Annotated in this window: 11 protein-coding genes; 1 reads left to right on the forward strand and 10 read right to left on the reverse strand. The window is 65.0% G+C overall.

Annotated elements, in window-relative coordinates:
• Position 1 precedes the first annotated feature (1 nt).
• The 5 genes from CH296_RS02425 to CH296_RS02445 form a co-directional block, all read right to left on the reverse strand.
• On the reverse strand, positions 2–1,162 hold the full coding sequence (locus CH296_RS02425) for an alpha-hydroxy acid oxidase (RefSeq protein ID WP_256980310.1): 1,161 nt from the start codon (positions 1,160–1,162) through the stop codon (positions 2–4).
• Between the two features lie 106 nt (positions 1,163–1,268).
• Positions 1,269–2,135, reverse strand: a complete 867-nt coding sequence (locus CH296_RS02430) for an ABC transporter ATP-binding protein (protein WP_256980311.1) — start codon at positions 2,133–2,135, stop codon at positions 1,269–1,271.
• On the reverse strand, positions 2,096–2,869 hold the full coding sequence (locus CH296_RS02435; protein WP_143546309.1) for an ABC transporter permease: 774 nt from the start codon (positions 2,867–2,869) through the stop codon (positions 2,096–2,098). Before CH296_RS02435 ends, CH296_RS02430 begins: the two co-directional genes overlap by 40 nt.
• Positions 2,866–3,678: an ABC transporter permease gene (locus tag CH296_RS02440; RefSeq protein WP_094683946.1), complete on the reverse strand. Its 813-nt coding sequence runs from the start codon at positions 3,676–3,678 to the stop codon at positions 2,866–2,868. Before CH296_RS02440 ends, CH296_RS02435 begins: the two co-directional genes overlap by 4 nt.
• Complete coding sequence (locus tag CH296_RS02445) at positions 3,675–4,667, reverse strand: ABC transporter substrate-binding protein (protein WP_094645523.1); 993 nt, start codon at positions 4,665–4,667, stop codon at positions 3,675–3,677. The genes CH296_RS02440 and CH296_RS02445 overlap by 4 nt, the downstream gene beginning before the upstream one ends.
• Before the next feature lie 164 nt (positions 4,668–4,831).
• Between CH296_RS02445 and CH296_RS02450 the strand changes: the two genes are divergently transcribed.
• On the forward strand, positions 4,832–5,668 hold the full coding sequence (locus CH296_RS02450) for an alpha/beta fold hydrolase (protein ID WP_094683947.1): 837 nt from the start codon (positions 4,832–4,834) through the stop codon (positions 5,666–5,668).
• A 43-nt stretch (positions 5,669–5,711) separates the two neighbouring features.
• Here the strand turns inward: CH296_RS02450 and CH296_RS02455 are convergent, their stop codons facing one another.
• Genes CH296_RS02455 through CH296_RS02475 form a run of 5 tightly spaced genes read right to left on the reverse strand, consistent with a single transcriptional unit; the run spans position 5,712 to position 14,103 of the window.
• Positions 5,712–6,431 carry a TetR/AcrR family transcriptional regulator gene (locus CH296_RS02455; protein WP_179277610.1) on the reverse strand — a complete coding sequence of 240 codons (720 nt, stop codon included), beginning with the start codon at positions 6,429–6,431 and terminating at the stop codon, positions 5,712–5,714.
• Between the two features lie 25 nt (positions 6,432–6,456).
• Positions 6,457–7,986 (reverse strand): FAD-dependent monooxygenase, encoded by a 1,530-nt coding sequence (locus CH296_RS02460; RefSeq protein WP_094683949.1) that lies wholly within the window; start codon positions 7,984–7,986, stop codon positions 6,457–6,459.
• Positions 7,983–9,662 carry a (2,3-dihydroxybenzoyl)adenylate synthase gene (locus CH296_RS02465; RefSeq protein WP_094683950.1) on the reverse strand — a complete coding sequence of 560 codons (1,680 nt, stop codon included), beginning with the start codon at positions 9,660–9,662 and terminating at the stop codon, positions 7,983–7,985. Before CH296_RS02465 ends, CH296_RS02460 begins: the two co-directional genes overlap by 4 nt.
• Positions 9,659–11,980, reverse strand: coding sequence for a hydantoinase B/oxoprolinase family protein (locus CH296_RS02470; RefSeq protein ID WP_032394842.1), 2,322 nt, complete (start codon positions 11,978–11,980; stop codon positions 9,659–9,661). The genes CH296_RS02465 and CH296_RS02470 overlap by 4 nt, the downstream gene beginning before the upstream one ends.
• A gap of 20 nt (positions 11,981–12,000) precedes the next feature.
• Positions 12,001–14,103: a hydantoinase/oxoprolinase family protein gene (locus CH296_RS02475; RefSeq protein ID WP_094683951.1), complete on the reverse strand. Its 2,103-nt coding sequence runs from the start codon at positions 14,101–14,103 to the stop codon at positions 12,001–12,003.
• Positions 14,104–14,115 lie beyond the last annotated feature (12 nt).

Consider the following 14,115-nt stretch of genomic DNA (forward strand, 5'->3'; position numbering starts at 1 on the left):
CCTACCTCCGCAGTGTCACCCGCCCCCGAAGGTCCGTCAGCGTCTGTGCACCCATCAACTGCATCGTCCGGGTTGCCTCCGATCGGAAGATGTCGAGGGCGGATGTCACACCTCTCTGTCCGCCGGCCATGAGCCCGTACAGATACGCGCGCCCCACCATCCCAGCCGTGGCTCCCAACCCCACCGCGGCTATCAGATCGGAACCGGTCGTTATTCCGGTGTCGACGTAGACCTCGACGCCGGACCCGACCGCATCGACCACCTCGGGGAGAAGTTCGAGAGGCGTCGGTGCGCGGTCCAGCTGGCGACCTCCGTGATTGGACACCACCAGCGCATCGGCGCCTGCGTCGACGACGTCACGCGCGTCGGCGACGTCCTGAATTCCCTTCACCACAAGCTTTCCCGGCCATTCGGAGCGCAACCATTCGAGATCGGCCAGCGTGAGTGCGGGGTCGAACATACTCTTGACCAGCTCACCGACGGTACCCTCGAAGGACGTCAGGTTTGCGAACTCGAGCGGTTGGGTGGTCAGCAGATTCAGCCACCAGCTGGGGTGCCGTGTCATGTCGGCCAGGGTTCGCACGTTCAGAGTCGGCGGGATCGTCATACCGTTGCGCACGTCGCGCAGACGGTTGCCGGGAACGGGTGTGTCCACGGTGAGAACGAGTACGTCGACCCCCGCCTGCGCCGCCCGTTCGACGAGGTCCCGGCTGGCCGCCCTGTCTTTCCACAGGTACAGCTGAAACCAGTTGGCACCGGTCGGTGCCGAACTCGTCACATCCTCGATCGTTGCGGTACCCATCGTCGAGAGCGCGTACGGCACACCGGCCGCCGCTGCCGCGCGTGCCACCGCAGTTTCGCCCTCGTGCTGCATCATTCTGGTGAAACCGGTGGGGGCAAGGATCAACGGTAGCGTCGCTGTCCGACCCAGAATCGACGTCGAGGTATCGACTGCGCTCACGTCTCGAAACACGTGCGGTCTGAACTCGATTCGTTCGTACGCCGCCCGAGCGCGCTCGATGCCGACCTCGCCCTCGGCACCGCCGGAGACGTACTCGAAGACCGAACGCGGGGTGCGCCGACGAGCGATCTCGGCGAGGTCACCGATGGTGTGCGCTCGGGAAAGACGCCTGTCGACGGGATCGCCTCTCGTCGCACGCATTTCGAGAAACGGTGCCACCTCTCGCCAACGAGGAAGCCTCCGATGTGTCCGCGGTCCGTTCGTGTCGGCAGAGTCCGTCATCGATTCGCCTTTCGTTCGGTTCTGGTCAGGCCACCGAGATCGCCGGACCGGCAAGGTCGGGACGAATGCGCCGAAGTACGTCCATGCGCAGAGCACCGAAGAGTTCCGAACTCTTGGTGCTCAACTGATCTCGCGCATCCGGCAGTGGCACTGGAACGGTAGCCGTCACCGATGCCGGGGCTCCGCCGAGAACGATCACCTTGTTGGACATGTAGACCGCTTCGTCGACGTCATGGGTCACGATGATGACCGTCATCCCGAACTCGCGTTGCACTTTCATCGTCAGGTCTTCGAGATCGGCACGGGTCTGAGCGTCGACGGACGCGAACGGCTCGTCCATCAGCAGGACCCGGGGCTCGAATGCGAGCGCCCTCGCGATGGCCGCGCGCTGCTGCATTCCGCCCGACATCTCCCACGGGTACAGGTCACCGCGGCCTTCGAGTCCGACCGATTCGAGGGCGGATTCGGCGCGTCGACGCCGCTCCGACTTTCCCGTGGTCCGACGCAACGGAAGTTCCACGTTCTCTCTGACACGCATCCACGGCAACAACGAGCGACCGTAGTCCTGGAAGACGACCGCCAGATCAGTCGGTGGGCCGTCGACCTTCGTGCCGTTGATCGACACCTCACCCGTTGCGGATGTCAGTCCGGCCACGGCGCGAAGCAACGTCGACTTGCCTGTGCCCGAATGGCCGACGATGCAGACCAATTCACGTTCGTCGACCGTGAAGTCGACGTCTTCCAGCACGGGCCTGGTTGCACCGGCGTAGGTCTTGCACAGCTTCCGAACGGCCACCGCGGGCGCGGGTCGGTCGTTCACTGCGCTGTGTTCGTTCACTGCGCTGCGGTCGTTCACTGCGCTGCGGTCGTTTCGAGTCGTAGACGATGCCACCGAAGGGTCCTTCTCTCCAATAGAGCGAACAGTAGATTGAGTCCGTAGCCCAGCAGTCCGAGCATGATGAGTCCTGCCCACATGTCCGTCATGGCGTAGGTGCGCTGAGATTGCAGGACGAAGTAGCCGATCCCCTCGGACGAGGCGAACAGCTCGCTGCCCACCATGGCCACGACTGCAACGGCAACGCTGGTTCGCATTCCCGCGATGATCTGAGGTGTGGCGGAACGCAGGAACACTCGCATGCTCGAATCCCACCGGCCGAGACGGTAACTCCTCGCGACATCGCGTACCAAAGGATCGACCGCGCGAACTCCGTCGACGGTGTTGAGCAACGTCGGCCACATGCAGGCGAAGGCGATGATGGCGACCTTCTGCACGACGTCCGTGCCGAGTAACACGATCGTCAGCGGAACCAGGGCGATAACCGGTGTGGCTCGGATGAATTCGAGTGTCGGGGACAGCGCACGATGCGTCTGCGGCATCGAACCCAGCGCCAGCCCGCACAGAATTCCGATTGTCACGCCGAGGAGGAACCCGATGCCGAAGTTTCGGAGGCTCGGCACCACGTGGACGGCGAACTGATCGGAGAACCAAAGGTCTGCGAACCGCGTCATGATCCCGCGCAGCGGTGGAAAGTAGAACGAGGAACTACTGCTCGACACGAACCACCACAGTCCGACGAGAAGAACCGGAAGCCAGGCCTCGACGGCGATAGAACGAATACGGGTCACGACGGAATCCTCTGCGATGGGTGCCAGCGGCACAGCCGGCGCTCGGCCGCGGCGAACAGATACAGCACGGCGACACCCATGAGGGCGGTCACCAGAGTCAGGGCAAAGACATCGACCATCTGCGCGTTCATCTGAGCCTGCGCGAGCGTCTTTCCGATTCCCGGTACTGCGGCCAACAGCTCGATTCCTATCGCGAGGAGCATCGCCATCACTGCGGCGATACGAAAGCCGGTGGCCACGAACGGAGTAGCGGACGGCACGATGACGAAGCGGATGACCTGGAATCTGCTCAGGCGATACGACCGAGCCGCTTCGAGTGCTGCACCGTCGACGTCCCGGACCCCGTACATCGTCTGGAGCAGGATCGGCCACACGCAGGCTGCCACCACCACCGTCAGCTCGGTCTGACGGGTGGTTCCGTAGATGAGCGCGACGAGAGGGATGATCCCCAACGTCGGAATCGATCGAAGGAAATCGATGACGAATCGGCAACTGCGGTAGGCGAAGTCACTCGTCCCGAGCAGAATTCCCAACGGCACCGCGATGATGGTCGAGTACAGCAGGCCCAAGGCCCAGCCGGTCATGGTCGACGCGATATCGGTCCAGAACGTCGCCGTTGTCGCCATGTCCAGCACTCTCGCGGCCACCGGAACGGGCCCGGGAATCGTGTCCGCGGCGAACATGCCGGACGACGACAGGGCGGCCCAGCCGAGTATCAGCAGCACCGGAGCGATGGCCTTCTGCGCCGCGGAGGGCATCGCCGGTCGCACTCGGAGCACCGGCGCGGTGCGCAGCGCCGCACTGGTCATCGGGTGAGCCCGCTGATGTCGGCCGAGGAATCGAGCGCCCCGTTCTCCCGGAGAATCGTGGCGATGTCGTCCAGTCCCGCTGCGTCGACGCGACTTTCGAGTGCCGGGTACCCCGTGTCCCCGACGGTGTCGGCCGGGGTGCCGAAATGTTCGACCATGGCGGCCCGCATGTCGTCGGGGTGCGAGTCGGCGTACTCCACGGACTCGTCGAGTGCGGTCTGGAATTTGTCGACCACCTCGGGGTTGGTCTCGACGTAGTCGCGGGTGCCGGTGACGACGACCCGGGGCGCGGGGCCGAAGACCTGCTCAATGGGGTCGCCCATCGGTGCCTCGAACTGTCCGGTCTTCAACAGCAGGCTGGCGTAGGGATCGCCGACCAGCGCCGCGTCGATCCGATCGGCGGTGAGTGACTCGCCCATGGCGGAGAACGGAACCTCGATGACCGACACGTCGCTGCCGTCGCCGCCGGCTTGGTCGACGACACCTCGGACCCCGTACTCGGATGCCGATGCCAGCAGGTTCACTCCGACCGTCTTGCCTTCGAGGTCGGCAGCGGTGCGAATCGGACTCCCCGCCTCGACCAGCAGGGTCGATCCGGTGCGTCCGTCCGGGCCTGCTTCGAAGGTGGAGACGCCGCCGACGACAGCCAGGGGTATCCCCTTTCCGGCCGCCATCACGGTGCCGGGACCGGTATTGGGATTCATGTCGACCTGACCGCTGAGGAGACCACCGACCAGGTCCGCCGGCGTGATGTCGACGAGTTCGATGTTCAATCCGTTGCGCTCGAAGATGCCCTGGTCCACGCCCAGCAACACCGCGGCGTAGTCGGACAACTGCACGTTGCCGAGCCGGACGGTGGTCAGTCCGTTCTCCGACGCCGCAGGCGCGGCTTGTGTTCCACCGCATGCGGTCGCGGTCAGCGCCAGGAGGACCCCCGCGGTCGCGGCAATCGATCGCGTTCGGACATGTCGGCGCAGTGGAGTCATCATCGATCACCTTCGGTTGGCTCGGTCCCGCTGCCTACTGCAGCGTCGAAAGGTGACGATAGTGACGGAGACCACACTGCGATACAGATGATCCATCCACATTTCGACGTGCACAGTGGGGATCCAATCCATCCCGTCCGAAGCCTGCTTCCCATACTGTCGGCACCATGACCATCTATCGAGTACCGGTATCCGGCGGGCACCTCGCCGTCGAAACACACACCGGCACCAGCGAGCCCATCCTCGTGGTGCACGGTGTTTCCAGCCAGCGCATGCTCTGGAGCTGGCTGCGCGCGGAGTCGCCGCACCTGACACTCATCGCCCCGGACCTTCGCGGCAGAGGTGACAGCGTCGAGGTCACGGGACCGTCCTCGTTGGCCCAGCACGCAGACGACCTCGACGCCGTCCTGGACGCATTGGGGCTCGACGCGGTGCACGTCTGCGGAATGTCGATGGGCGGATTCGTGGCGGTCGAGTTCGCGGCCCGGTACCCGTCCAGGGTGAAGAGTCTCGTCCTCGTCGACGGGGGCGTGCCGGTGGCACCGCCCGCCGGCCTCACGCAGGAGAACGTTGCCGCGGTCTTCTCGGACAGAATCGCTCGAACTCAGCAGCACTGGAACGACATCGGCGACTACATCGAATTCCTGGTCTCGACGTCGTTGCCGCTACTCGACCCCGCCGATCCGCTCTTGCGGACGTACGCCGAACACGATCTGGTCGACGGATCGGTCCGGCTGTCGTCCGATTCGGTCGTCGCGGACGCCACGGACGTCTTCTTCGGTGCCTCGCGGTTCCGGGAACTGACGATGCCGATTCGATTCCTGCACGCGCAGTGGAGCGTTGGCGCCGATTCCGCGCCGATGTACTCGAGCCAGATCGTCGACGCGCTCGACCTGACGTCCATCACCGCGATGCCGGGACTCGATCACGCCGGGACGATCATGACCTCGGTCGGTGCCGCGGCCGTCGGAGCGACCGTCGATCAGGCTCTACGAGGCGAATGACTGCCCGATTCGAGCCGTCGACACGAAACGGCCTCCTCACGCTCTACTGGGTTCGATCCCGAGCCAGGATGCGTTCGAGGTAGTCGAGGTCCTCGCGGAGCATCGAGATGGCCCGCTCGGGCCCCTCCGGCACGACGGGCTTGCCGCTGTCCTGAGCAACGGTGCGCAGTGCCATGTCGGCGAGTTGAGTGGCCACGCTCCGATCGGCGTCGGGGTCACCGCTCTGGTGCCACCACGCGACCCAGTTGAGCATGCCGATGATGCCGAGTGCCGCAGTGCGCGGATCGACCGGCCGGAATTCCCCTGCCTTGACACCACTTTCGACGACCGTCACGAACTCCTTGAGCACGTGCCGGCGACTCTGCTGGTAGGTGTGCGACATCTCCTCGGGGAGATCGGCTTCCGATCTGATGATGAGCTTGAAGCGATCGGCGCTCTGGGCCTGATTCAACGCGATCGCGGTCGCCATCTTCAGCAGCTTCTCCGTGGGCCCGAGGTCGGATCGCTCGTTGATCTCGTGCAGAACTGCGGCCGGCGTCTCGGTGCTCTCGCTGATCAGTCGCGAGAGCAACTCGTCCTTGTTCGCTACGTAGTGGTACAGCGCCGGCCGAGTGAGACCGGTGGCGTCGGCGATGTCCTGCAGGGTGGTACTGGCAAATCCCTTCTCGGCGAACAACCGCGTGGCCTGGTCGAGAATCTGCTTCTCGACCAGCTCCCGACGCGGGTTGCGCGCCGATCCCCGTGGTGAGTCCTCGCGTGTCATGACCGAAGAATAACCGTCGCTCTCGTCAAGGACCGACAGACACCAGGTGGGTGCGCGCACCGACGAGACCTGCCACCGCGTCGGGCATGCACTCCTTCGGCACATCGACGACGACGAGTGCGCTGGTGTTGCGCATCATTCGCTCCGCGACATCGAGACGGGTGAGGACGTGATCACGCTCCTCGGACCCGGTCAACCACACCGTTGAGCTCGCCTTGGCCTCGTCGACGACGGCCGTCGCCTTCTCGTTCCACGCAGACTCGACGTCCACGGAGACCACCGTCGTCGTCGGATCGTCGCGAAGATCGGACGGGGCGAATCGGTCGGGGAACGACCGCCCACCGTGGTCGATGGGACGCGAGAGGATCCACCGAGATACGTCGACGGGAACCTCCGAGTCGGCCGGGACCTGTGCGTAGCCGGCAATTCCCTTCCACGCCACCTCGGGGGCGGAGTCGAGAAACCGCTCGAGACCGACCTTCCCGGCTCGCGTCATGTACGCAACCATGAGCTGGTCCACGGGTAGATCCATCCGCTGCGGGAAGGACTCCCACCACTGTTCACTGCGCACCGCGATCTGTTGGAGGTGGTCCACCGCAGGGCGACGCACCCGTTCGTACTCGGTGAGGGCTTCGTCGACCGTCGCAGCCGACGCCAGTGCGGCATCGAGGGCGATGGCGTCCTCCATGGCGAGCTTCGTTCCCGATCCGATCGAGTAGTGGGCTGTGTGGGCGGCGTCTCCAAGAAGAACTGTGTTGTCCACTGCCCACTTTCGGCACTTGACGGTTCGAAACTGCATCCACCTGGTCCTGTTTCCGATGAGGCTGTGATCCTGGAGTGTCTCGGAGAATGCCTTCTCGAGGTAGCGCAACGACGCCTCGTCGCTGTCGGCCGGATCCGTGGCAGCTGTCGTGACGTCGAAGCCCGCCCGGTGCCACGTGTCGAGATCGGTCTCGATCAGAAACGTACTGCGATCTGCCGCATAGGGATACGCGTGAGCGACGAACGTGCCGTGCTCGGTGGTGACGGGCACGAAGATGGCACTCGGCAGTGCGAAATCCGTTCCGCACCAGAGGTAGAGCCCGGTTCCGGTGGTGATGTCCGCACCGAATCGGTCGTCGGCCGTGCGTGTCGCGCTGTTGATCCCGTCCGATGCGATCACGAGGTCGGCATCGAATTCGCGCGCCCGGTGACGTTCGCCGAACACGAGCCGAACCCCGGCGTCGCGTGCTTGCTCCTGCAGCACGGACAGCAGTCGGGCGCGGCCGATCGCGAGAAGATCGCCGTGGGCCAAGCGGGCCGTGCTGTCGCCGACCTGCATGGACATCTCGTGCGAATAGGATTCGGCTACAATCGCATCGAGGGATCTGGCGTCGGCCTGCCGAAGGTTGCGTTGCGTCCGTGACGCCAGCCCCACTCCGAAGCCGAACGTGGTATCCGGTGAACTCTGTTCGTAGACCGTGATCTCCGCGTCGGGATTGGACAGTTTCAACAGCCTTGCGGCGTAGAGCCCGCCCGGGCCTCCGCCGATGACTACGACGCGGTCGAGTTTCATCGTTGCCTCTCGAGCTTCGCGGCGATGTCGAGCCGCAGACGCTTCTTGTCGATCTTGTTGACGTTGGTCCGGGGAAGCTCGTCCACCCATTCGAGACGTTCGGGCCACTTGAACTTGGCCACGCCGAGCCCCGTGAGGTGTTCCTGTACGTCGGCCATCGTCAACGGAGCCCCGTCGGTGACGAGATACGCGCACGTCTTCTCGCCGAGCCGAGGGTCGGGCATCGCGACCACGGCCGCGGAACGAACGGCTGGGTGATCGAGCAGCAGCAGCTCCACCTCCTCGGCGTTGATCTTCTCGCCGCCGCGGTTGATGAGGTCCTTGATCCGCCCCTCGATCGTGACGTACCGCTCGCCTGCGACGACGGAGATCGACGCCAGATCGCCGGTCCGGTAGAAACCGTCGGAGGTGAAGGCAGTTCGATTGTGCTCGGGGGCACCGAAATACCCGGTGATCGTGTACGGACCACGGCAGCACAGTTCCCCGACTTCCCCGTCGGGCAGCTCGATCTCCGTACCGGGATCGAGAATCCGCACCTCGTCCTCCGCGCAGACCGGGGTGCCGACGGTGGCAATCCGGGCGTCGCGGGGAGCGGCGACCGGGGTGACGGTGAGCAACCCCTCGGACATTCCGAACAACTGACCCGCCCAATGATCTCGACCGTCGTCGACGCGGTCCATCAGTGCCGGTGACACTTTGGCACCGGACAGGATCACGTGCCGCAGACGCTCACGCACGCGATCGAACTCGGGACTCGACACGGCCTGGTAGTGACCGTGGCCGATCAACACCTCGGTGGCTTCCGCGCGTTCCATGAGGTCGAACGCCGATCGGACGTCGGCGGTGGCGAGTACGAGACACGCGCCGACCGAGTGCGAGGCGTGCAGACCGCAGGCAATCCCTGCGTTGTGGACGATGGGAATCAGATGGGCGACGCGGCTGTCCGATGTCCACTCGAGCCGCTGCGCGTACATGAGTGCGTTGTTCCAGTACTCGGCATGGATCCGCGGAATGACCTTCGGTACTCCCGTTGTCCCGCCGGACAATTGGAAGGCAACGACGTCCTCGGGATCGGTCTCGGCCTCGATGGCGTCGACGACTGCTCGGGCCTCGGTGGGGTCGATGCCCTGCCCGAGGTCCTCGAGGCGCAGCTCGCCACCCTCTGCTGCTCCGACGGTCACAACATGGCGAACGGTCTGGCTGCCCGCGGCGTGCTCGTGGGCGAAGGAAACCAGATCGAACGACGGCAGACCGGCCTCCACCACGTGCGCGACCGCACCCACCGCGGCACCGATGTGCGCGATCTCGTGCATCCGGTGCGCGGCCAGTGTGGCGACCGGAACGAGCCCGGCCTTGAGACAGCCGTACCACGCCAGCACCGTCTCCAGCCGGTTCGTCAGTTGGAACAGCACCGGATCGAGGCGCAGCAGACCCAGTCGAACCAATCCGGCGGCGATGGCGTCGGTACGACGGTCGAGTTCGGCGAAGGTCATCGACCCCTCGGCGCTGATGACGGCGAGCCGGTCGGGATACCGGACAGCGATGTCGCGGAACCGTCGGCTGGTCGGTAGCGAACTCCACGAACCGCTCTGCAGATAGTGCTGTGCTCGGTCCTGTGGGTATCGCACCAGCCTGCCGTCCCAGTCCGAGTGGGTCGCCTCGGTGGTCACCGTCATCGCTGAGCCACCGCGGGAAGCAATCGAGAGATCTCCAACGAATGATCGGGGTGGTCGGCCGGGACGATTCCCGAGTAGACGGCCGTCCAGCATCCGGGGCAGCACAGTTGGCGAAAGACGATGGGAGTGTCGACGTACTCGGCCGGATCCGAGGTCACCTGCGGTCCGGCCGCCGAGGACGGGCCCTCGTAGCGAGCCAGATCGAGTACACCGCTGTTCTTCTCGTCACCGAGCAGTCGCCCGCACTGTGCGCAGGCGATGACCCGAACGTCCCCGACGGTCACCTCGGACAGGTTGTCGTCGAGCCGCCTGGCCAGCGATAGATCCATGATGGGGGCGTCGGAATGCTGGGTGGACCGCGTGCGCCGTTCGTCGATCATGTCCCGACGTCGTCGCGTAGTTGCTGCCTCGTCCACCTTTCCCCCGTCGATCACCACGCCGTAGACGATGTTCGCGCCCTCCGCGGTGACCTTGCCTTCGCGTAGGTCCACCACGACGGCCTCCGGATCGCGATGCAACGGATCTCCGTAACCGCCGCCGCCCTGCCAGTGCATGTACAGCACTTCACCCGGAGCGACGTAGCTTTCGGCGTAGCACGCGCCGAATTCCTTTCCGCCGCCCAGCTCTTCGAGGGCCCCGGGAATCTTTCCCGCTGCGAACTGCTCGATGACGTCGGTACTGCGTGCCAGGATTTCGAGTCCGGTGTTACCCGGGTATCCGCCGGCGAGACCGTTGTTCTGCGCCACGGCTTTTCCCGCAGACGCAAGCACGAGGCCCATCGGGAGCGAGGTGCCGTACGGCGTGACAGCGAGCGATGCACTGACGCCACCTCGTTGACGACCGGGTCCACCGGAGTCGGGCTCTTCACGACGCCACAGCGTGAGCAGCGGGTAGAGGAACTCGGTCATTTCCGTATCGGGGATGCGCCCCATCGGAATACAGAAGAGTCCGCCGGTATCCATGCCGTCTGCGGTCGGGCGTGCGCCGTAACCGCCTGCCATCGGTTCCATCATGATGTTGAGGAACGGAACGGGTTGTTCTCCGCGTTCGTCGAGGCCTGCGATCACGGCGGTGTCCCAGGTGCCGCAACATGCAGCCTGCACGCTCTTGCCGAGGTCCACCGATCGGTCGAGCATCTGCGACAGACATTCGGCGATGAGGGTTCCGGTCAGCCACGCCGGTCCGATGGGACCACGGCTGACCGCCGCCGGGAAGCTCGCGTTGTTGATGGTGCCCTCTTCGGAGACCAGGTCGAAGCATCGCATCAATCCGCCTGCGGACCAGGGAATGTCACCCGCGAGGATCGGAAGCAAGGCCAGCATGACGCCGCCGCGCATTCCTGCGTAGGTGCAGTTGATGACGCCCGTCTGCTTGTCGGTGCCGGTGAAGTCGAACGTGAGATGGTCGGCGGTCTTGCTCATCGCGACGGTGATCTTGTGCACGTCGCGATCACCGGTGTGCGACTGGTCCTGGTAGCCGGTGGCCTTCCAGGTCCCGTCGGGCAGCGACGAGAGTTTGCTGCGCAGTCGGCCTTCGGCGTCGGTCATCATGCGCTTCATGACGGCCTTGACGGTGTCGGCACCGTACTGCTCGATGACGGCGAGCATGCGATTGCGTCCGACGGTGTTCGCGCCGATCTTCGCCCGCAGGTCGAGCCCGACCAGCATCGGAACTCGGGAGCGTCGCACCCAGAGATCGGCGATGTCGCGCTGGAGTTCGTAGTCGCGGACGACCTTGACCGGTGGAGTCGGAAGCGATTCGGAGAACACATCTTTCGCGGACGGGTCGAACGATCCGAGTCCGGAACCGCCGAGGTCGGGTTCGTGGCAGATCGCGCTGGTCCAGGCGAACAGCTTGCCCTCGTGGAAGATGGGTTGGTAGACGATGACGTCGCTCTGGTGCAGTCCCCCGCCGACCCATGGGTCGTTGCACAGGAACATGTCACCCGGCGCGATTCCGGGGTTGGCGGCGCGATGTTGCAGGGTCCAGTAGATCGCCAGGTCCACGGCTCCGACGAGCATGGTGTTGTAGAGGCCGACCTGCACCTCTTGTCCCAGTTCGTCACTGATCGCGAAGTCGAAATCGTTCGCGTCGGTGACGATGGGTGAGCCCGACATTCGTTTGAGTGCCTCGCCCATCTCGTCGGTGACCGACCAGAGTCGGTGCCGGATGACCTCGTAGGTCAACGGATCGAGGTCGTCGATCTGCTGCTGCGTGACGGTGTGCACCGGCAGGGTCGGTGGGAGGGTGCGCGCGAGAGCGTCGGGATCGACGGGGCGGGACGAGAAGATCTCGGACCCGGGAATTGCTGATGTCATGGTGCGGTTCTCCTGTGGTCTCAGCCGGCGACGATGTTGAGGTTGCCGAGGCGGTCGACAGTTCCGGTGGTGCCGTGCGGGACGACGACGGTCGTCGTGGGGACTTCGACGATGGCGGGGCCGGCGAGGACGTGCCCGGCAGCGAGCTTGCTGTAGTCGTAGATGTCGGTGTCGACGTAGCCGATTCGACCGTCCAGGTTGACTTTTCGGGAGCCGATGCGGGCCGCCGATGCGTCGGCGGAGTCGGCGGACTTCAATTCGGGCAGAGTCGGCGAGAACGGCAGCACGCCCGTCGCGCGAACGCGATAGGTGATCGCCTGAATGCCGGCTTCGCGGAATCCACTGTCCTTGCCGTACAGATCTGCGTACCGCTGCTCGAAGAGGTCCGAGGCATGGGCGACACTCGCCGAGTCCAGCGAGCCTCCTGGAACGGTCGTGGCCACCTCGGCCAGCTGCATCGTGTACCGCATGTCGATTTCACGTTCGACCTCGACGGATGTGAAATTGAGACCCTGCCGACCGAGGGCGTCGCGCACCCGCTTCTCGAGGCTCTCGAAATTGGCCTCGGCGCGGGCCGGATCGAGGGGCATCGCGGCCGGGTCGGACAGCTCGGCCGCGAGCACGATGTTCGACGACGCAAGACCGTAGGCCGAGAACGCCGATGCCACCTGCCCGAGCGGAACGATGACCTCCTTGACGCCGACCTCGGCGGCATACGCGGCGCAGTGCGACGGTCCGGCTCCGCCGAATGCGTAGAGGACGAAGTTGCGCGGATCGTGTCCGGCTTCGACGACGGTCTTGCGCAGGAGATCGCCGGTCTGCGCGTTCTGCACGGCGTAGATCGCAGCCGCCGCATCCTCGATGGACAGACCGAGCGGTTCCGCGATTCGGCGTCGAATGGCCTCGCGCGCAAGCTCTTTGTCGAGTGGTTTGCGACCGCCGAGCAATCCGCGTTCGGGGAGGATGCCGAGGACGAGGTTGGCATCGGCATTGGTGGGTTCGGTTCCGCCCTGCCCGTAACAGGCGGGACCGGGTACGGCTTGCGCGCTGTGCGGTCCGATCTGAAGATTGCCGCCTGCATCCACCCAGGCGATGGCGCCGCCGCCGGAGCCGATGGCGTGTACCTGGAGGGTGGGCACGTTGATCGGGTGGTGATTGATGATGGTGCTCGACGCGCGTACCGGTTCACCGTCGACGACCAAGCCGACGAGGAACGTGGTTCCGCCGACGTCGGTGGCGATGATGTTCTCGTGGCCCAGCTGCTTTCCGAGCGACACGGCACCGACCACGCCGCCGGTCAACACGGAACCGACTGTGCTGATGGCGTTCTTCGGGGCCTCGGCTGCGGCAACGGCACCGCCGTTGCTCTGCATCACCAGCAGTGGGCCGGCGAGGTCGAGGGCACGCAGCTTCTTCTCCAACGAACCGAGGTAGTCGCGCAGTCCCGGACCGATCTGAGTGCTCATGATCGTGGTCGCGTTGCGGGCGAACTCACGGATGCGCGGGCTCACCTCGGAGGACAGCGAGACGAACATGTGTGGCGCGATCTCGTGCACCAGTTCACGAATACGCTGCTCGTGCAACGGGTTACGGAACGACCAGAGCAGCGAGACCGCAATGCCGGAGACGCCGTCGTCGACGAGGCTTCGGATGGCGACGCGCGCGGACTCCTCGTCGAGGGCAACGACGACATTGCCGTCTCGATCGAGCCGTTCGGTGACCTCGAGTGCATGCCGCTTGGGAACCAGACCGTGGGACTTGCTCTGCCCCAACACGTTCTGCAGTTGCTCGGGCGATCCACCGAGGTAACGGCCCTCGACGTTCATGATGTAGATCGAATCCCGATGCCCCTTGGTGGTCAGGAACCCGACCGGCGGGACGTTGCCCATCACCAGAGCATTGAGCGAGGACGTGGTGCCGTGCGCGATGTGGTGGGTGTTCGCGAGCATCTCCTGCACCGGGCATCCGAGCTGCTCGGCCAACGCTTCGAGAACGTCGATGACGCCCTGGGAATAGTCGGGTGGAGTCGAGGGCGCCTTGGCCGCGACCACGGTGCCGGAACTGTCGTCGAGTACTGCATCCGTGAACGTTCCGCCGACGTCCACTCCGATCACATAGGTCATGCCGGTGTGCTC

The sequence above is a fragment of the Rhodococcus sp. 14-2496-1d genome, from assembly GCF_002259365.1.
Lineage (GTDB): Bacteria > Actinomycetota > Actinomycetes > Mycobacteriales > Mycobacteriaceae > Rhodococcoides.